13 protein-coding genes are annotated in these 17,404 nt (G+C 64.0%); 10 read left to right on the top strand and 3 right to left on the bottom strand.

Going from position 1 to position 17,404, the window contains the following annotated elements; all coding sequences use genetic code 11:
• Nucleotides 1-3: 3 nt before the first annotated feature.
• From asnB to C7441_RS00350, 5 genes are all read left to right on the top strand, one after another.
• Nucleotides 4-1,953, top strand: a complete 1,950-nt coding sequence (gene asnB / locus C7441_RS00370; protein WP_109611225.1) for an asparagine synthase (glutamine-hydrolyzing) — start codon at nucleotides 4-6, stop codon at nucleotides 1,951-1,953.
• Between the two features lie 23 nt (nucleotides 1,954-1,976).
• Nucleotides 1,977-2,249 (top strand): acyl carrier protein, encoded by a 273-nt coding sequence (locus tag C7441_RS00365; RefSeq protein WP_019173775.1) that lies wholly within the window; start codon nucleotides 1,977-1,979, stop codon nucleotides 2,247-2,249.
• A gap of 5 nt (nucleotides 2,250-2,254) precedes the next feature.
• Nucleotides 2,255-3,781 carry a class I adenylate-forming enzyme family protein gene (locus C7441_RS00360; protein ID WP_109611224.1) on the top strand — a complete coding sequence of 509 codons (1,527 nt, stop codon included), beginning with the start codon at nucleotides 2,255-2,257 and terminating at the stop codon, nucleotides 3,779-3,781.
• A complete protein-coding gene (gene nadE, locus C7441_RS00355; RefSeq protein WP_109611223.1) occupies nucleotides 3,778-4,782 on the top strand; it encodes an NAD(+) synthase in 1,005 nt (334 codons plus the stop codon). The genes C7441_RS00360 and nadE overlap by 4 nt, the downstream gene beginning before the upstream one ends.
• Before the next feature lie 61 nt (nucleotides 4,783-4,843).
• Entirely contained in the window at nucleotides 4,844-6,064 is a 1,221-nt protein-coding gene (locus C7441_RS00350; protein ID WP_210205588.1) for an alpha-hydroxy acid oxidase, read from the top strand.
• Between the two features lie 21 nt (nucleotides 6,065-6,085).
• Here C7441_RS00350 and tmpB read toward each other — a convergent pair whose 3' ends face one another.
• Both tmpB and tmpA read right to left on the bottom strand, forming a co-directional pair.
• Nucleotides 6,086-6,682, bottom strand: coding sequence for a (R)-1-hydroxy-2-trimethylaminoethylphosphonate oxygenase (gene tmpB, locus C7441_RS00345; protein ID WP_109611221.1), 597 nt, complete (start codon nucleotides 6,680-6,682; stop codon nucleotides 6,086-6,088).
• The gene (gene tmpA, locus C7441_RS00340; RefSeq protein WP_109611220.1) at nucleotides 6,679-7,827 is read right to left on the bottom strand and encodes a 2-trimethylaminoethylphosphonate dioxygenase; all 1,149 of its coding nucleotides are present in this window, start codon (nucleotides 7,825-7,827) and stop codon (nucleotides 6,679-6,681) included. Before tmpA ends, tmpB begins: the two co-directional genes overlap by 4 nt.
• 95 nt (nucleotides 7,828-7,922) lie before the next feature.
• Between tmpA and C7441_RS00335 the strand changes: the two genes are divergently transcribed.
• Complete coding sequence (locus C7441_RS00335; protein ID WP_109611219.1) at nucleotides 7,923-8,792, top strand: LysR substrate-binding domain-containing protein; 870 nt, start codon at nucleotides 7,923-7,925, stop codon at nucleotides 8,790-8,792.
• Nucleotides 8,793-8,811: 19 nt separating this feature from the next.
• Here C7441_RS00335 and C7441_RS00330 read toward each other — a convergent pair whose 3' ends face one another.
• The gene (locus C7441_RS00330; protein WP_109611218.1) at nucleotides 8,812-9,006 is read right to left on the bottom strand and encodes a heavy-metal-associated domain-containing protein; all 195 of its coding nucleotides are present in this window, start codon (nucleotides 9,004-9,006) and stop codon (nucleotides 8,812-8,814) included.
• A gap of 185 nt (nucleotides 9,007-9,191) precedes the next feature.
• Between C7441_RS00330 and C7441_RS00325 the strand changes: the two genes are divergently transcribed.
• The 4 genes from C7441_RS00325 (at nucleotide 9,192) to C7441_RS00310 (ending at nucleotide 17,403) form a co-directional block, all read left to right on the top strand.
• Nucleotides 9,192-11,681 (top strand): heavy metal translocating P-type ATPase, encoded by a 2,490-nt coding sequence (locus C7441_RS00325; RefSeq protein WP_109611217.1) that lies wholly within the window; start codon nucleotides 9,192-9,194, stop codon nucleotides 11,679-11,681.
• A gap of 148 nt (nucleotides 11,682-11,829) precedes the next feature.
• A complete protein-coding gene (locus tag C7441_RS00320; protein WP_109611216.1) occupies nucleotides 11,830-14,463 on the top strand; it encodes a DNA translocase FtsK in 2,634 nt (877 codons plus the stop codon).
• 201 nt (nucleotides 14,464-14,664) lie between these two features.
• Nucleotides 14,665-15,975, top strand: coding sequence for an NAD(P)/FAD-dependent oxidoreductase (locus C7441_RS00315; RefSeq protein WP_109611579.1), 1,311 nt, complete (start codon nucleotides 14,665-14,667; stop codon nucleotides 15,973-15,975).
• A gap of 117 nt (nucleotides 15,976-16,092) precedes the next feature.
• The gene (locus C7441_RS00310) at nucleotides 16,093-17,403 is read left to right on the top strand and encodes a glucoamylase family protein (protein WP_109611215.1); all 1,311 of its coding nucleotides are present in this window, start codon (nucleotides 16,093-16,095) and stop codon (nucleotides 17,401-17,403) included.
• The last annotated feature ends 1 nt before the right edge of the window (nucleotide 17,404 follow it).

Raw genomic sequence — 17,404 nt, 5'->3', positions numbered from 1 at the left:
TCGATGTGCGGCATAGCCGGCTATAGCGGCGCCCTGCCGCCGGAGGAGGCCGCGCCGCTGCTGAGACGCATGTGCGGGGCGATTGCCCATCGCGGCCCCGATGGCCAAGGCATCCATGTGGGTTCCGGCGCGGGGCTCGCTCATCGCCGCCTGTCCATCATCGATCTGTCGCCCGATGCCGCCCAGCCCATGGCCAATGCGGACGGCACGATCCGCATCGCCTACAATGGCGAGGTCTTCAATTACATCGAACTGCGGCGAATGCTCGAGCCGCGCGGACACCGTTTCCGCACCGTCAGCGACACGGAGGTGCTGCTGCACCTCTATGAAGAATTTGGCCCTGACTTCGTCTGCCACCTCAACGGCGACTTCGCCCTTGTCATACTGGACGAGCGCAACCGCCGCATGGTGCTGGCGCGCGACCGCATGGGGGTGCGGCCGCTGTTCCATACCCACCACCGCGGCACGCTTTATTTTGCCTCGGAAGTGAAGGCCCTGCTTCAGGTGCCCGGTGTCGAAGGCGGCATCGATCCCATCGCGCTCGACCAGATATTCACGCTGTGGGCACCGATTGCGCCGCGCACCGCCTTCAAGGGCATTTTGGAGCTGCCGCCCGCGCATATGATGATCATCGAAAACGGGCAGGCGCGCGTGCGGCCATACTGGTCGCTGACCTTCCCCGACGAACGCGATGCGGCAATCCATCCCAGCGAAGACGACATGGCGGCGCAACTGCGCGATCTGCTGGAAGATGCCACCCGCATCCGCCTGCGCGCCGATGTCGAAGTAGGCTCCTTCCTTTCCGGCGGGCTCGATTCCTCGATCGTTTCGGCACTTGCCGCGCGCATGGCTCCGGCGGGCCTGCGCAGCTTTGCCGTCACCTTCGACGATGCTGAATTCGACGAAAGCGCCTATCAGCAGATCATGGCGCGCGCGCTTGGCACCCGGCATCACACCATAGACTGCGGGCCGGACGACATAGCCAGCATCTTCCCCGCCGTGGTCTGGCATATGGAACAGCCGGTCCTGCGCACCGCACCGGCACCGCTTTTCCAGCTTTCGGGCCTTGTGCGCGAACAGGAACTGAAGGTCGTGCTTTCGGGCGAAGGTGCCGATGAAATCTTCGCCGGTTACGATCTCTTCAAGGAAGCGCGCATCCGGCGCTTTTGCGGGCGGCAGCCGCAATCGAGGATCCGGCCGCATCTTTTCCGCAAGATATACCCCTACCTGCCCTCCCTGCAGCAGCAGACCCCGGAATATCTCGCGGCATTCTTCGGCACGGAAACGGATGCTCCGGACGATCCGCTGTTTTCCCACCGGCCGCGCTTTCGCGCTACCGCCGGCGCCAAGATGTTCTTTTCGGGCGACCTGCGCGCGGAACTCGCCGGCTATGACGCGGCCGAGGAACTGGCCAGTTCACTGCCGGACGATTTCGCCCGCTGGCATCCGCTACATCAGGCGCAATTCATCGAAACCCGCTTCCTGCTTCCCGGCTACATCCTGTCGAGCCAGGGCGACCGCATGGCGATGGCGCACAGCGTGGAAACGCGCTTCCCCTTCCTCGATCACCGGCTGGTCGAATTCGCGGCAACCATCCCGCCCGGCATGAAGCTGCGGGGCCTGCGCGAGAAGCACATATTGCGCAAGGCCACCGCCGACCTTCTCCCGCCGATTATTTCGGAGCGGCCCAAGCAGCCTTATCGCGCGCCCGACAGCGCCTCCTTCAAAAGCGCGGCCGGTACCTATGTCGAGGAGATACTGTCGCCGGAAGCGGTTTCGGCGACTGGTCTTTTCAATCCGTTGGCGACCGCAAAGCTGCTCGAAAAAAGCCGCCGCGAACCTCTCGGCGGCTTTCGCGACAATGCCGCTTTCGTCGGCATATTGTCCACACAACTCTGGTCGCGCGAATTTGCGAGCCCGCACGCGCATCGCACGTGCGAGCCCACTGTCTGACCTGTCCGAGAAAGGCATTTTCCATGTCCGATGCAATCAAGAACGAGATCCGCGCCTTCATCGTGGAAAATTTCCTGTTCGGCGACGACACCGCCCCGCTCGCCGATGACCAGTCGCTGATCGCCAGCGACCTCGTCGATTCCACCGGCATTTTGGAGATGGTGACCTTCCTTGAGGAGCGTTTCGGCATTGTCATGGCCGATGCCGAGATCGTGCCGGCCAATCTCGATTCGATCGCGCGTATCGACGCCTTCGTCATCCGCAAGCGCGAAACCGCCGAGACGACGGCCGGCTGACGATCATGCGTGTCGAAACCTTCCTTGAGCGAACAGCGGCGGCCGCGCCAGGCCGCATCGCCATCGTCGCCGCGGAAGAGCGCCTCGCCTATGCCGATCTCGACGCCCGCTCCAGTCGCCTCGCATCGTCGCTGATCGCGCATGGCGTGAAGCACGGGGACCGCGTGGTCGTGTTCATGGACAATATTCCCGAAACGGCGATTGCGATCTTTGCCATACTGAAGGCCGGGGCGATCTTCTGCCCGGTCAATCCACAGCTCAAGGCTGGCGGCCTTGCCTTCGTCATCGGGGATTGCCGCCCCAGCGCGGTATTGACGCAAGCGAAGTTTCTGGCCCTGTGCGCGCAAGCCTGCGCCGAAATGCCCTCTCCGCCGCTGATCGTCGCGGCACAGGCGGCCGGACCACTGCCGGCACAGGTGCTGTCCTTCGAGGAATGCATCGCCGGTGATGTCGCGCCCCCGCCCGAGACAGGCGGTGATGGCGACCTTGCCATGATCATCTACACCTCCGGCTCGACCGGCCGCCCCAAGGGCGTGATGATGACCCATGCCAGCATGGACGCCGCTTCGGGCGCCATCGCGACCTATCTGGAGAACGATGCGGGCGATGTCGTGCTCTGCGCGCTGCCGCTCTCCTTCACCTACGGGCTCTACCAGCTTCTGGTCGCGGTGAGGGTCGGCGCGACGCTGGTGCTGGAGAAGAATTTCGCCTTCCCCCATGCCGTATTGGAAAAGGCGCGGGCCGAGGGCGTGACCGGCCTGCCGCTGGTGCCCACGATCGCGGCGATGCTTCTGTCCATGCGCGACATCGAGCCTCTGCCCCGGCTGCGTTACATCACCAACGCCGCCGCTCCGCTACCGCCCGTGCATGTCGAAGCCTTGCGGCAGCGGTTTGCGGGCACGAAAGTCTACCCGATGTATGGCTTGAGCGAATGCGCGCGCGCCACCTTCCTGCCGCCGGAGGAGCTCGACCGCCGGCCGGGCTCGGTGGGCAAGGCCATTCCCGGCACCGAAGCCGTGGTGATCGACGAGCACGGCCACCCCGTCCCTCCCGAAACCGTTGGCGAACTGGTCGTGCGCGGGCCGCACCTGATGCGCGGCTATTGGGAAAACCCGCAGGCCACCGCGGAAGCGCTATGCCCCGACCCGGCATCCGGGCAACCGCAACTCCACACCGGCGATCTCTTCCGCGCCGATGCCGATGGCTTCCTCTATTTCGTCGGCCGCAAGGACGACATGCTGAAGATACGTGGCGAGAAGGTCGCGCCGCGACAGGTCGAGGCAGCGATCGTTTCCTGTCCCGGCGTGGTTGAAGCCGTTGTCATCGGCCAACCCGACGCCATCCTCGGGCTTTCGCTGCATACGGCGGTGGTCGCTTCAGATCCCGCGCTTACCGCTCGCGAGATCATCCGCCACTGTGCGGGGCTGTTGCCCGATTTCATGGTGCCCAAATCCGTTGAGTTCAGGAGCGAACTCCCCAAGACGGCAAGCGGCAAAATTATCCGGCGGCTCGCCGCCGAAGCTGGAGAATGAACGCCATGCACGGAAGCACCCTTCCCTTTTGCGCGCGCACGCTGGAGATCGACGCCGAGGCCGAGACCGTGCGCATCGTCGCAGCCCTGCGCGCGCAGCTTCGCGGCCCCTTGCGCAAACGCGGGCTGGTGCTCGGCCTTTCGGGCGGTATAGATTCCAGCGTGTGTGCGGCGCTGGCGGCGAAAGCGGTCGGGGCGGCCAATGTGTTTTGCCTCTATATGCCGGAAAACGATTCCGACCCCGAAAGCCTGAGGCTTGGCCAACTGGTTGCGCGCACTTTCGGGCTGGAAGGCGTGGTGGAAGACATCGGGCCGGCACTGGAGGCCATGGGATGCTATGAACGTCGCGACGGCTTCATCCGCGAGGTGGTGCCGGACTATGGGCCGGGCTGGAGTTCAAAGATCGTGATCGCCAGCCCACTCACCACCTCAGGCTACAACATCTCGTCGCTGGTGGTGCAAAGCCCGGACGGCAAGGTGCAAAAGCATCGCCTGCCCGCGCCGGTCTATCTTGGCATCGTCGCCGCGACCAACATGAAGCAGCGGACGCGCAAGCAGTTCGAGTACTACCATGCCGACCGGCTCAACCATGCCGTTGTTGGCACCCCCAACCGGCTGGAATACGATCAGGGTTTCTTCGTAAAGAACGGCGACGGTGCGGCCGATGTGAAGCCCATTGCGCATCTCTACAAATCGCAGGTCTACCAGCTTGCCGAACATCTCGGCGTGCCGGAAGAAGTGCGCCGCCGCCCCCCTACCACCGATACCTATTCGCTGGCGCAGACGCAGGAGGAATTCTACTTCGCCCTGCCCTACGACAAGATGGATTTGTGCCTCTACGGCCTGGACAACGGCATCCCTGCCGCCGAAGTCGCGCGCGCCGTATCTCTCAGCGAAGAGCAGGTCGGGTTCGTCTGGACCGACATCGCTTCAAAACGCAAGGTGGCGCGCTACCTGCACCTGCCGCCGCAACTCGTCGAGCCCGCGCAACACCCATCCTGAGCCATGCGCAAACCGGTGGCGAAATCCACATTGCTCGCGACCTCGGATAGCCCTATGCAGATTGCCCCTGCCTCCCATTCACATGCACACCATGACGCTTGACCAGAAATTCCCCTGCATCGATGACATGGCCAGCGCCGCCGCACGGCGCATCCCGCATTTCGCGTGGGAATATCTGCGCGGCGGCATCGGGCGGGAGGTCGGCCTGCAACGCAACCGTCAGGCGCTTGATCGGGTGCTGCTCGAGCCCTGCTATCTTACGAAAGAGCCGGCCAACCGGCCCGAACTCGGCACGACCCTCCTCGGCCAACACTTCGACATGCCTTTCGGCGTATCGCCCGTTGGCCTGTCCGGCTTGATGTGGCCCGGCGCGGTGGAAATTCTGGCACGCGCGGCTGTCGCCGCCAATGCGCCGATGGTGCTGTCGCATTTCGCCACCACCCATATGAGCGATTTCCGCACGATTGCGGGCCGCAACGGCTGGTTCCAGCTCTATTCCTTCAGCAAGCCGGACGCGTTGAAAGCCGTGATCGAGGATGTCGCGGCGACGGGATTCGAGACGCTTGTGGTGACGATCGATATTCCCACCGCGACCCGCCGCGACCGCGAATTGCGCGTGGGGCTTTCGGTGCCGCCGAAAATCAACCTGAACACGCTCTGGCAGGTCGCCACCCATCCACGCTGGGCGCTCGCCACCGCAATGACCGGCATTCCCAGATTCCGCAACCTCAAGCCCTACGCGCCCAATGGCCTCTCCATGGCGAAGGAAGCGGAATATCTGACCGAGCTGGTCGAAGGTCACGTGACGACGGAAGTTCTTTCGCGCATCCGCGCCCAATGGACCGGCAAATTGGTGGTGAAAGGCGTCATGACCGCCGAGGATGCCCGCATCGCCCTCGACTGCGGGGCGGACGGCATCTGGGTTTCCAACCATGGCGGGCGCCAGCTGGATGCAGCCTGGTCCACGGTGGAGGTACTGCCAGCCATCCGGGCAGCACTCGGGCCGGACGTGCCGATCATGATCGACAGCGGTCCGCGCACGGGGCTGGACATTGCGCGGATGCTGGCCTCGGGCGCCGACTTCGTATTCCTCGGACGAGCCTTCATCTTTGCCGTGGCGGCAATAGGCGCGCGCGGCGGTGATCACGCCTTTGCGCTGCTGCGCGAGGAACTGCGCTGCACTCTGGCCCAGCTCGGCTGCCGGTCGGTGCGTGACCTGCCGGACTTTCTGACCAAAACGCCGGTTCCGGGTGAGGCCGCCCGATGCGGCCTTACGCCCTGACCAGTAATCCGGCCCTCGCCATCACGCGGCAGGCGCGCCGCAATGGGCATCGACGACGCGCTGGACCATCGGCGCATAATGCGCAAAGCCCGGCGTGCGCATGCCGGCGATCTTTCCGGCATCATCGAGATAGCGAACCTTCACGATCTCCTTGACGTTGGGATGCCGCTCGAACTCCTCCACCTCGGCCGGGTTCATCGGACCGCCCTGCAGCTTCAGCGAGTGGATCGAGGCGGCCGACAATTCCGAAAGATATCTGGGATCGGTGGCGCAGATATAGCGCTTGGCAGCCACATGCAGGCGCACGCAATCCACGACCAGGCCGGGGAAGAACCGTTCCAGAACCTTTGCCCCGGCTTCCTCGTGATGCTTGTCCTTCGTGTCCTCCATCGAGAAGGTGCCGAACTCGCTGGTAAAATGCCCGATATCATGAAGCAACGCGGCCACGACAATGATTTCTGCCTCGCCCTGCTGCTCTGCCAGACAGGCGCCCTGCAGCATATGCTCGGCCATCGTCACCGGCTCACCGAGATATTCCTCGCCGCCACGCCGCTCGAAAATATCACCAATGAAGGCAACGATATTTTCACTGGTCAGATTTTCATAGTCGGGTTTCATTCCGCCGCCTCCCGCGGCTGCATTTCAATGGCCGCCAGCGTGGACAGAAGGCCGTCCTTGTCCGCATAGCACCCCTGAAGCCAGCGCGAACCCGCACCGGAATAGCCCTTGCGTGCGTGCAGCACGCGCGTGTTGTCGACGATGAAGCTCTCACCCGGAGCAAGCTTGAACGTCACCTCCATGGCCGTATCGTCGATGATTTCGCCCAGCCGCCGATAGGCAGCATAGTAATCGGCCATATCCTCATAGGGAACGTCTGTGATCGCGGCAGCCGAACGGTTGTTGAAACGCACGCCGATCAGTTCGCCATCAGGGGCCAGTTCGATCATCGGGCGACGCGAGCGCAGCCGCACGCCCGCACTGCCGGCATATTCGAAGCGCGCGCAATGGCGGGTCAGCAGGTCGAAGCCGCGCGGGTTTTCCTCCCGCAGCCTTTCAGCGGCGCGGAAGCCGTCCACCACCATGTTTTCGCCGCCCTCGGCTGAATTCTCAAGGCAGTAGAGAATCTGCAACGTGGGAACCGGATCACGGTAGGGATTGTCGGTATGCGCCTGGAGACCCAGCCCGGTATAGGCCAGATTGGTGGGGTTCACCTCTGTGCGCACCTCGAAATATTTGCCGTAGTTGGTTTCCCGGACATAGCCGAAAAGGTCCGCCACCTTCAGCAGCGAGGCGCTTTCGGTGGGGCCGCCCACCAGCTTGCCGAAACCGTAGCGGCGCACGCCATGAAGCCACCTGGCCAGTTCGTCCCGGCTTTGCTGCACGGCCTTGAAGTCGGCCAGCGGAATCCTGTCGCCAAGGCTGGCGTCCCAGGTTTCGATCTCGGGCGCCGTCCAGCCGGGGGCATGCGCGTGGTCCCGGTCATAGCCATTTTCGGCAAGCCACCGCGCATCGTAGGAAATCGTCCGGCCCTCGGGCTGGAACGTCACCTGCAGCCGGCCGCCCTCGACGCTCACAGCCGAAACATGCGTCTGCGGGGCGATGTCGCCCAGCGTGATCAGCCTTTGCCCGTTACCCGGCGCACGGGTGGTTTCGTCCCAGGCATTGTCGCGCAGCCAGATGGCGTGAAAACGCTGCTGCTCGCCGCCGGCAAATGTGAGGGCAACGGCCTTGCCCCCGTCGAGGATTGTCGCTTGGTCCAGCATTTCTCGCTCCAGATCCGATTGTCTGCTCGACACCTCACACGGCCCAAGCCATAACGACAAGCAACGAATATCGATAGTGAGACGGCGATTTACTTATGACTGATCAGGAACCTGTTCTGCCGCCGCTGGAATGGATCAGGGTGTTCGAGGCCGCGGCGCGGCTGGGAAATTTCACCGCCGCCGCCAGGGAACTCGGATTGACGCAAGCCGCCGTCAGCCAGCGCATCCGCAATCTGGAATTACGGCTCGGTACGCGCCTGTTCGACCGACAGGCACGAGGGGTCAGCCTGTCCACGCAGGGCGAGGCCTGGCTGCCGCATGTGCAGGCCGCACTTGCCCAGCTTGCGCACAGCACCGCCAACCTGTTCGAGGCACCTCGGCGCAAGCTCGCAATCGCGGCATCCTCTTCGGTGATAGAATTGTGGGTGGTGCCACGCCTTGCCGAAGTCGCCCGGCGCCTGCCCCACCTCCAGCTTTCCTTCGAGACGATACAGAGGTTGCCCGACTATTCCCGCACGGAAGCCGATTTCGAGATACGCTTCGGTGAAGGAAGCTGGGCCGAACGCAATGGGCAGCGGTTGTTTGCCGAAGAACTGGCGCCGGTGGCAAGCCCGGCGCTGTCGACCTCAAATGCCGACGATTGGCAGTCGCTGCCGCGCATTGCCGTCTCGGGGCCGCGGATCGGCTGGCGCGACTGGGCGATCGCCATGGAAACGCCACCGCCTCCGGTGCCGATCCTGCGCTTCGACACATTCGTGCAGGCTTTGCGGGCGGCGGAAAGCGGCGCTGGCGTGCTCCTGGGGTCGCTCCCGCTCTGCCGGCCTGCTCTGGAAGAGGGCCGGATCGTGCGCCTGACCGAAAAGCCGCTGCGCATGGAGGCCGGCTACTGGATCACATGGCCCCGAAACCGACCCGCTTTTGCCGAGCATCGCACGCTGATCGAGTGCCTCACCGAGGCACCGTGACAGGTGCCTTTTGCAAGTGTTACGCTTCGACCGGATAGCCCGCCATGTCGAGCGCCTGCGCGACCTTGCCCGAATCGGCGGAGGTTTCGATCGAGACCGTTTGCGTCGCGAGGTCGATATCGATGCGCGCATCGGCATCGACGTCCTGCACGGCCTTGGTGACGACACCCGCGCAATGTCCGCAGGTCATGTCGGGAAGTTTCAGTTTCAGCATTTCATGTCCTCGATCGGTATGGCGGCAACCGCGCCGCCCACGCAATGTGGTGCTTCCAGCCACTGGAAGGTCAAGCGTTCCCTTCAGGATTTTCGGCGACAAGAAAAAATGAAAAGCCCCGTTGACCTTCCAGTTGCTGGAAGCCCTATTTTGTGTCCAGTCGTTCAAATCAGGGGCATATTGCTATGGACGTTTCTGATCACACCGTTTCAGCCCGACACAGTTTCCCAGTTGAAGGGATGACCTGCGCCTCCTGCGTGCGCCGCGTCGAGAAAGCTATCGCCAAGGTTCCCGGGGTGAACTCGGCGACGGTAAACCTTGCCACGGAAAGCGCCGACGTGGCTTTAGACGAAAACGTGGATCCTGACGCCATCGTCGCCGCGATCCGTGACGCTGGCTATGACGTACCGCTTGCGACGATGCAGGTCGAGATCGACGGCATGACCTGCGCCTCCTGCGTACGCCGGGTGGAGCGTGCCATTTCGGCCGTTCCAGGCGTGCTCAAGGCATCGGTCAATCTCGCCACCGAGAGCGCCGCTGTCGAAACCCTTGGCACGACATCGCGCGCGGCAATCGACGCCGCCATCCGCAAGGCTGGCTATGAGCCGCGTCCCACCCGGCAAAAGGCCGCCGACACCGGCGCTGACAGCCGTGAGGAAGCCCGCAACCGCGAGTTGGTCCGGCTGAAGCGCGACCTCGGCATCGCCGCGGCATTGACCCTGCCGATCTTCGTGCTGGAGATGGGCTCTCATATCTTCCCGGCGCTGCACCACTGGTTGCTGATGAATATCGGCCGCCAGCCGCTCTACATTTTCTTCTTCGTACTGGCGACGATCGTGCAGTTCGGACCCGGCCTGCGCTTCTACAGGAGCGGCGTGCCGGCACTGCTGCGTTTCGCCCCCGAAATGAATTCGCTCGTGGTTCTGGGCTCTACCGCCGCCTGGGCCTATTCGGTGATTGCCACCTTCGCGCCCGACCTGCTGCCGGCCGGCACGGCGAATGTCTATTTCGAGGCCTCCGCAGTGATCATCACGCTGATCCTGCTCGGTCGCCTGCTTGAAGCCAGGGCCAAGGGCCGCACCAGCGAGGCGATCAAGCGGCTGATGGGCCTCCAGGCGAAATCCGCCCGCGTGGAGCGCGGCGGGGCTTTCGTGGACATCCCGCTTGATGAAGTCGTTACCGGCGATGTCGTGCAGGTGCGCCCCGGCGACAAGGTTCCGGTGGACGGGATTGTGCTTTCGGGATCATCCTTTGTCGACGAATCCATGATTTCCGGCGAACCGGTTCCCGTCAGCAAGGGCGAAGGCGCTGAAGTCATCGGCGGCACGATCAACAAGACCGGTAGCTTCACCTATCGCGCCACCAAGGTGGGCGCCGACACGCTGCTTGCCCAGATCATCCGCATGGTGGAAACCGCCCAAGGGTCCAAGCTGCCGATCCAGGCACTGGTGGACGAGATTACGGCCTGGTTCGTGCCCGCCGTCATGGCCGCCGCAGCGCTGACCTTCCTCATCTGGCTGGTCGTCGGCCCCGAACCTGCTCTCACCTTCGCGCTCGTCAACGCAGTGGCCGTGCTCATCATCGCCTGCCCATGCGCCATGGGACTGGCGACGCCGACCTCGATCATGGTCGGCACCGGCCGCGCGGCCGAGCTTGGCGTGCTGTTCCGCAATGGCGAGGCGCTGCAATCGCTGCGGTCCACGGAGGTCGTCGCATTCGACAAGACCGGTACGCTGACCGCCGGTAAGCCGGCGCTGACCGACCTCGAAGTCGCCGAAGGCTTCGATCGCGACGACGTGCTTGCACTGGTCGCCGCGGTGGAAGGGCAATCGGAGCATCCGGTGGCCGCTGCCATCGTTGCGGCGGCGCAAGAGGATGGGCTCGCCATCGGCAGCGCGAACGGCTTCGAGGCCGTTCCGGGCTTTGGCGTCAGCGCCACGGTCGGGAAGCATCGCGTCGCTGTCGGTGCCGACCGCTATATGGAAAAGCTCGGCATCAGCGTGCAGCACTTCTCCGAAACGAGCCAGCGCCTTGGCCGCAAAGCGCGGACGCCGCTTTATGCGGCCATCGACGGCAAGCTCGCCGCGATCATCGCCGTGGCCGATCCGATCAAGCCGACCACGTTGCAGGCCATCCGTGCGCTGCACGATATGGGCCTCAAGGTGGCCATGATCACCGGCGACAACCGCCGCACGGCGGAAGCGATCGCCGCCCAACTCGGCATTGACGAAGTGGTTGCGGAAGTCCTGCCTGACGGCAAGATCGAGGCAGTCAAGCGCCTGCGCGCCGGGGGCCGCACCGTGACCTTCGTGGGCGACGGCATCAACGATGCGCCGGCACTGGCCGAGGCGGACATAGGCGTGGCCGTCGGCACCGGAACGGACATCGCGATAGAAAGCGCCGACGTGGTGCTGATGTCGGGCGACCTCCTGGGCGTGACCAATGCGATCGCCCTGTCTCGGGCAACCATCACCAATATCCGGCAAAACTTGTTCTGGGCCTTTGCCTACAATGCGAGCCTGATCCCAGTTGCCGCAGGCGTGCTCTATCCGATCAGCGGCACGCTGCTTTCGCCGATGCTGGCGGCCGGCGCCATGGCGCTGTCGAGCGTCTTCGTGCTGGGCAACGCCCTGCGGCTGAAACGCTTCCGCGCGCCAGCGCACGCGACGGCGTAATGAGACAATTGCCGCCCGGTTATTGCGAAAAATGGCCGGGCGGCAAAATCGCCACACCCTTTGGACAGGCCATAAAAGGGAACTGTTAACCACTCGCTTCCTATTGCTGGGGACGTCCCACCGCCCGAGTCTGAGAGTGTAGGTTCCCATGAATTTTCCTCGAGCCAATTTTTCGTCCTTCGCTCCCCATGGGGAAGAGGCGGATCATTTCGAAGAGGTACGCCCTTCGGTCAGCGAGTCGTTGCAGCAGGCAATGGTTTCCAACGGCAATTCCGGTGTCCAGCCCAGCGCTGCAGCGCAGGCAGCCGGGGCTGAGGGCTATTTCACGCACTCTACTTTGCAGAATCATTTTTTCCTGGCGCCCAATGTCCGCTTCACCCGCACGCCCGAGCGCGACCTCATGAAGCGACGCACGCCTGAGGATGCCAACGGCCAAAGCGAAACCGCTGCCGGCCCGGACGCACGCGCAATGGCGACCACCGGTGCAGCTTCGGCTGGGCGGTTCGGCACGCCCGCAACGGCTTCGTCCCAACCGGTTCCGGCGCCTGTCCGGCCAGCGATTGCTGCAGGCGTCCAGACTTATCGCACCGAACGGACGAGCCCCGCGCGGCCGACGCATACCGCTACGCATCCGTCGCTGAGCCGCGTAGTCGAGACCGCGCAGGTTCTGCCTTCGGTGGCCCAGCCGGCGGCGAGCCCGGCAGCAGCAACCACGCCTCCTGCGTCGGTGCAGCCCGTCATACGGCCGACGCCAGCCGCCCGGATCGATTCCCGCTGGTCCTATCTGTCCGATCATGCCTTCTTCGAACTGGGCGCACCGGATACCACCCCCAGCCTGCCGCCCGCGCGACCGTTTTCGTCCACGCGAATTTCCCCTGTAGTGGCTCCAGCTCCCCTGTCGCCTGCAACCTTCGCGGCACGGAGACCCGAGGCGCGCCGGGCGTCGACAAGCGAAATCACGGCGCTCTACCGCATCATCGAATGCCACGCGAACCAGCCGGCTGTTCCCGACACTCCGGAAATGGTGCCCGTGGCGGTTGAAGAACCTCTCGTGGCCGAGCCCGCGAAGCTCGCGGAAGCTCCGGTGGAAAGCACGCCGCAAGAGGTCGAAGCCGCGCCACTGGTGGCCGCCAATGACGCAGCGCCTGCGGCCAGAAGCGTTGAGATCACGATGCCCGCGCCGCGCGCGCCGTCGCTACCCATGTCGGGCAAGGTCGTGCGCGTCGCCTCCGGTGACACGTACGAATTTCCCTCCGAAGAGCTTCTGCAGGAGCCACCGGCGGGTCAGGGCTTCTACATGTCGCAGGAGCGGCTGGAGCAGAACGCCGACCTTCTGGAAAGCGTGCTGGAGGATTTCGGCGTCAAGGGCGAGATCATTCATGTGCGCCCCGGCCCGGTCGTCACGCTTTATGAATTCGAGCCGGCGCCGGGCGTGAAATCTTCGCGCGTCATCGGCCTTGCCGACGACATCGCGCGCTCCATGTCGGCTATCTCGGCGCGCGTGGCTGTCGTTCCCGGCCGCAACGTCATAGGCATCGAACTGCCCAACGAAACGCGCGAGACCGTCTATTTCCGCGAACTGATCGAATCCGACGGCTTCCGCAACAGCAATGCCAAGCTGGCGCTGGGGCTGGGCAAGACCATCGGCGGCGAGCCTGTCATCGCCGAGCTTGCCAAGATGCCGCATCTGCTGGTGGCCGGCACCACCGGCTCGGGTAAATCGGTCGCCATCAACACCATGATCCTGTCGCTGCTTTACCGGCTGAAGCCGGAGGAATGCCGGCTCATCATGGTCGATCCCAAGATGCTCGAACTTTCCGTCTATGACGGCATCCCGCACCTGCTGACCCCTGTGGTCACGGACCCCAAGAAGGCCGTGACGGCGCTGAAATGGGCCGTGCGCGAGATGGAGGATCGCTATCGCAAGATGGCGCGGCTCGGCGTGCGCAACATCGACGGCTACAACCAGCGCGCAGCCGCGGCCCGCGACAAGGGCGAAACGGTGATCATGCAGGTGCAGGCCGGCTTCGAGAAGGGCACTGGCGAGCCACTGTTCGAGGAGCAGGAAATCGATCTGGCACCGATGCCTTACATCGTCGTCATCGTCGACGAGATGGCCGACCTGATGATGGTCGCCGGCAAGGAGATCGAAGGCGCGATCCAGCGTCTGGCGCAGATGGCGCGCGCCGCCGGGATCCATCTGATCATGGCCACCCAGCGTCCGTCCGTGGACGTCATCACCGGCACGATCAAGGCGAATTTCCCGACGCGCATCTCCTTCCAGGTGACCTCGAAAATCGACAGCCGCACCATTCTGGGCGAGCAAGGCGCCGAGCAACTGCTCGGACAGGGCGACATGCTGCACATGGCCGGCGGCGGGCGCATCGCGCGCGTCCACGGTCCTTTCGTGTCCGACGAGGAAGTCGAGCAGGTCGTTGCGCATCTCAAGACGCAGGGACGGCCCGAATATCTCGAAACGGTTACCGCCGACGAGGAAGAAGAGGCGGACGAGGCCGATCAGGGTCCGGTCTTCGACAAGGGATCGGTCGCGGCCGAGGACGGCGATACTCTCTATGAGGAAGCCGTGAAGGTTGTGGTGCGCGACAAGAAGTGCTCGACCTCCTACATCCAGCGCCGCCTTGGCATCGGTTACAATCGCGCCGCTTCGCTCGTGGAGCGCATGGAGAAGGAAGGACTGGTGGGGGCGCCCAACCATGTCGGCAAGCGCGAAATCATCATGGGCCGACGCGATCACGCCGGCACCCCCGGCCAGGACGACTGATCGAAAGGATGGTGTGAGGCTCCGGCCAAGCGCCATCCGTTCAGCCGGCAAAGCCGCGTCTTGCCCAACCGCTGGACGCGGTGCTGCGAAAAATCTAACATTTCCATGCGGAAGCTGTCACCATCCGCGCTATCTATGGCGGCTGGACAGCTCACAACCCGTACGCGCATCGACAGGCGAATTGTCGCCGAAGGGGGCCGCATGAACGAGACGTCGCAGAACCATCACGTAGTGGTCGTGGGGGCGGGCTTCGGCGGGCTGGAAACGATCCGCAATCTGAAAGGCGCCGGCACGCGCATCACCGTTATCGACCGGCGCAATCACCACCTGTTCCAGCCGCTGCTCTATCAGGTGGCGACCGCCTCGCTGGCGACCTCGGAAATCGCATGGCCGATCCGCCATCTGTTCGCCAACCGGCCCGAAGTCACGACGCTGCTCGGCGAGGTGGTCCATGTCGATCCCTCCCGGCGGGTATTGCGCCTCGAAAACGGCAGCGAGATCGCCTACGACACGCTGGTGCTTGCCACGGGCGCGCGCCACGCCTATTTCGGTCATGACGAATGGGAAGACGCCGCGCCCGGCCTGAAATCGCTCGAAGACGCCACCAGACTGCGCCGGCGCATCCTTATGGCCTTTGAGCGCGCCGAGCGCGAGACCGACCCGCAACGCCGGCAGGCGCTGCTCACCTTCGTCATCGTCGGCGGCGGCCCGACCGGAGTGGAAATGGCCGGCACGATTGCCGAACTCGCCCATGTGACGCTGAAGCGCGACTATCGCAACATCGATCCCACCAAGGCGCGCATCCTGCTGATCGAGGCGGGGCCGCGCCTGCTTCCCGCTTTCCCTGAAGACCTTTCGGCCTACGCCGAGAAGGCGTTGCGCTCGCTCGGTGTCGAGGTCGTGCTCGGCGAGGCGGTGAGCGCCTGCGATGCCGATGGCGTCATCTATGGTGGCAAGCGGCTGGCGGCTGCCACGCTGGTCTGGGCGGCCGGCGTCGCGGCCTCGCGCGCCGCCGAATGGCTCGACGCACCGGCAGACAGGGCCGGCCGCATCCTGGTTGAGCAGGACCTGACCGTGCCGGGGCATCCCGAAATCTTCGCCATCGGCGACACCGCCTTTGTCAAGGCGCCGGATGGAAGCCTCGTGCCCGGCATAGCACCCGCCGCCAAGCAACAGGGTCGTCATATCGCCGGGACGATCAAGGCCCGGCTGGCCGGCAAGCCGGAGGCCCGTCCGTTCCGCTACAAGCACGCCGGCAATCTCGCCACCATCGGCAAGAAGCTTGCGGTGATCGATTTCGGCTGGCTGAAGCTGCGTGGCGCACTCGCCTGGTGGATTTGGGGCATTGCCCACATCTTCTTCCTGATCGGCGTGCGCAACCGGCTGTCAGTCGCCCTGAGCTGGTTGTGGATCCACACCACCGGGCAGCGCAGCGCGCTCCTGATCACGCAGGGCCGTTCCCATCAGGAAAGCAGGGCCGAGCGTGCAACGCGCACGGATGAGCGGATGTGACCGGCGAGCACTGCCAGGCTTCACGGCGCAAACACCTGAAATTGCCTGGCGAACCCGCATATCGCACGTTATGGTTTTTACTATTGCAACCGCAATGATGCTGCCGGATATGCTTGCATGAAGCTGTCAGCCGATATCGAACTGCGGGTCCTTCAGCGCGAGGCGTTCAGCTATTTCCTGCATGAGGCCAGCCCGCGCAATGGGTTGATCATCGACAAGACCGAGAACGGCTGCCCTTCCAGTATCGCGGCCACCGGGCTGGCACTGGCGTCTTATCCGATCGGGGTGGAACGCGGTCTGATGACACGCGAAGCGGCGGCGGAGCGCACGCTGAAAACGCTGCGCTTCTTCTGGGAAAGCCCACAAGGTCCGGAGCCCGACGCCACGGGCTATCGCGGCTTTTTCTATCATTTCCTCGACATGGAGACCGGGCGCCGCGCCTGGAATTGCGAGCTTTCCACCATCGACAGCGCCTTCCTGCTGGCTGGCGGGCTGACCGCAGCGATGTATTTCGACCGCGACACCGCCGACGAAAAGCAAATCCGCACACTGGCCGATGCACTCTACCGCCGTGCCGACTGGCAATGGGCCCTGAACGGCGGCGCTACCGTGACCCATGGCTGGCGACCGGAAACCGGATTCATCGCGTATCGCTGGGAAGGCTATGACGAGGCGCTGCTGCTTTATTTCCTGGGACTGGGTTCGCCAACCTTCCCCCTGCCCGAAGAAAGCTACACAGCCTGGGCCTCGACCTATGAATGGAAGCACTTCTATGGCTTCGACTATCTCTATTCGGGGCCGCTGTTCACCCATCAGCTTTCGCATATCTGGGTCGATTTTCGTGGAATCCAGGACGCGCCGATGCGCGAAAAAGAGCTCGACTACTTCGAAAACAGTCGCCGCGCCACCATCATCCAGCAGCGCTACGCCATCGACAATCCACTTGGCTTTGCCCATTACGGCGAACATTGCTGGGGCATCACCGCGACCGACGGTCCGGGACCGGCGACGCTGAAAGTAAACGGCATCACCCGCCAGTTCTACGACTATGTAGGACGCGGCGTGCCTTTCGGCCCCGACGACGGCACCATAGCGCCCTGGGCGGTGGTCGCCTCCCTTCCCTTCGCGCCGAAAATCGTGCTGCCGGCCATCGACCATTTCATCCATGACCTGAAGCTGAAGCGCAAGAACCCGTACGGCTTCAAGGCGACCTTCAACCCGACCTACCCTTACAAGGCGGGCCATCCCTATGGCTGGGTCTCGCCATGGCACTACGGCCTGAACCAGGGGCCGATCGTGCTGATGATCGAGAACTACCTGACCGGCAAGCCGTGGGACTGGATGCGGCGCTGCTCCTATCTGATGACCGGGCTGCGGCGTGCCGGCTTCACCGGCGGATGGCTTTCGGAAGCGCCAGCCGCGACCTGAA

The organism is Pseudaminobacter salicylatoxidans (genome assembly GCF_003148475.1).
Taxonomy (GTDB): Bacteria; Pseudomonadota; Alphaproteobacteria; order Rhizobiales; family Rhizobiaceae; genus Pseudaminobacter; species Pseudaminobacter salicylatoxidans.
This window is presented reverse-complemented; position numbering and strand designations above follow the sequence as displayed.

Coding starts and splice junctions, on each gene's coding strand:
- asnB (WP_109611225.1), top strand. CDS start 4: ATGTGCGGCATAGCCGGCTATAGCGGCGCCCTGCCGCCGGAGGAGGCC.
- C7441_RS00365 (WP_019173775.1), top strand. CDS start 1,977: ATGTCCGATGCAATCAAGAACGAGATCCGCGCCTTCATCGTGGAAAAT.
- C7441_RS00360 (WP_109611224.1), top strand. CDS start 2,255: ATGCGTGTCGAAACCTTCCTTGAGCGAACAGCGGCGGCCGCGCCAGGC.
- nadE (WP_109611223.1), top strand. CDS start 3,778: ATGAACGCCATGCACGGAAGCACCCTTCCCTTTTGCGCGCGCACGCTG.
- tmpB (WP_109611221.1), bottom strand. CDS start 6,682: ATGAAACCCGACTATGAAAATCTGACCAGTGAAAATATCGTTGCCTTC.
- tmpA (WP_109611220.1), bottom strand. CDS start 7,827: ATGCTGGACCAAGCGACAATCCTCGACGGGGGCAAGGCCGTTGCCCTC.
- C7441_RS00335 (WP_109611219.1), top strand. CDS start 7,923: ATGACTGATCAGGAACCTGTTCTGCCGCCGCTGGAATGGATCAGGGTG.
- C7441_RS00330 (WP_109611218.1), bottom strand. CDS start 9,006: ATGCTGAAACTGAAACTTCCCGACATGACCTGCGGACATTGCGCGGGT.
- C7441_RS00325 (WP_109611217.1), top strand. CDS start 9,192: ATGGACGTTTCTGATCACACCGTTTCAGCCCGACACAGTTTCCCAGTT.
- C7441_RS00320 (WP_109611216.1), top strand. CDS start 11,830: ATGAATTTTCCTCGAGCCAATTTTTCGTCCTTCGCTCCCCATGGGGAA.
- C7441_RS00315 (WP_109611579.1), top strand. CDS start 14,665: ATGAACGAGACGTCGCAGAACCATCACGTAGTGGTCGTGGGGGCGGGC.
- C7441_RS00310 (WP_109611215.1), top strand. CDS start 16,093: ATGAAGCTGTCAGCCGATATCGAACTGCGGGTCCTTCAGCGCGAGGCG.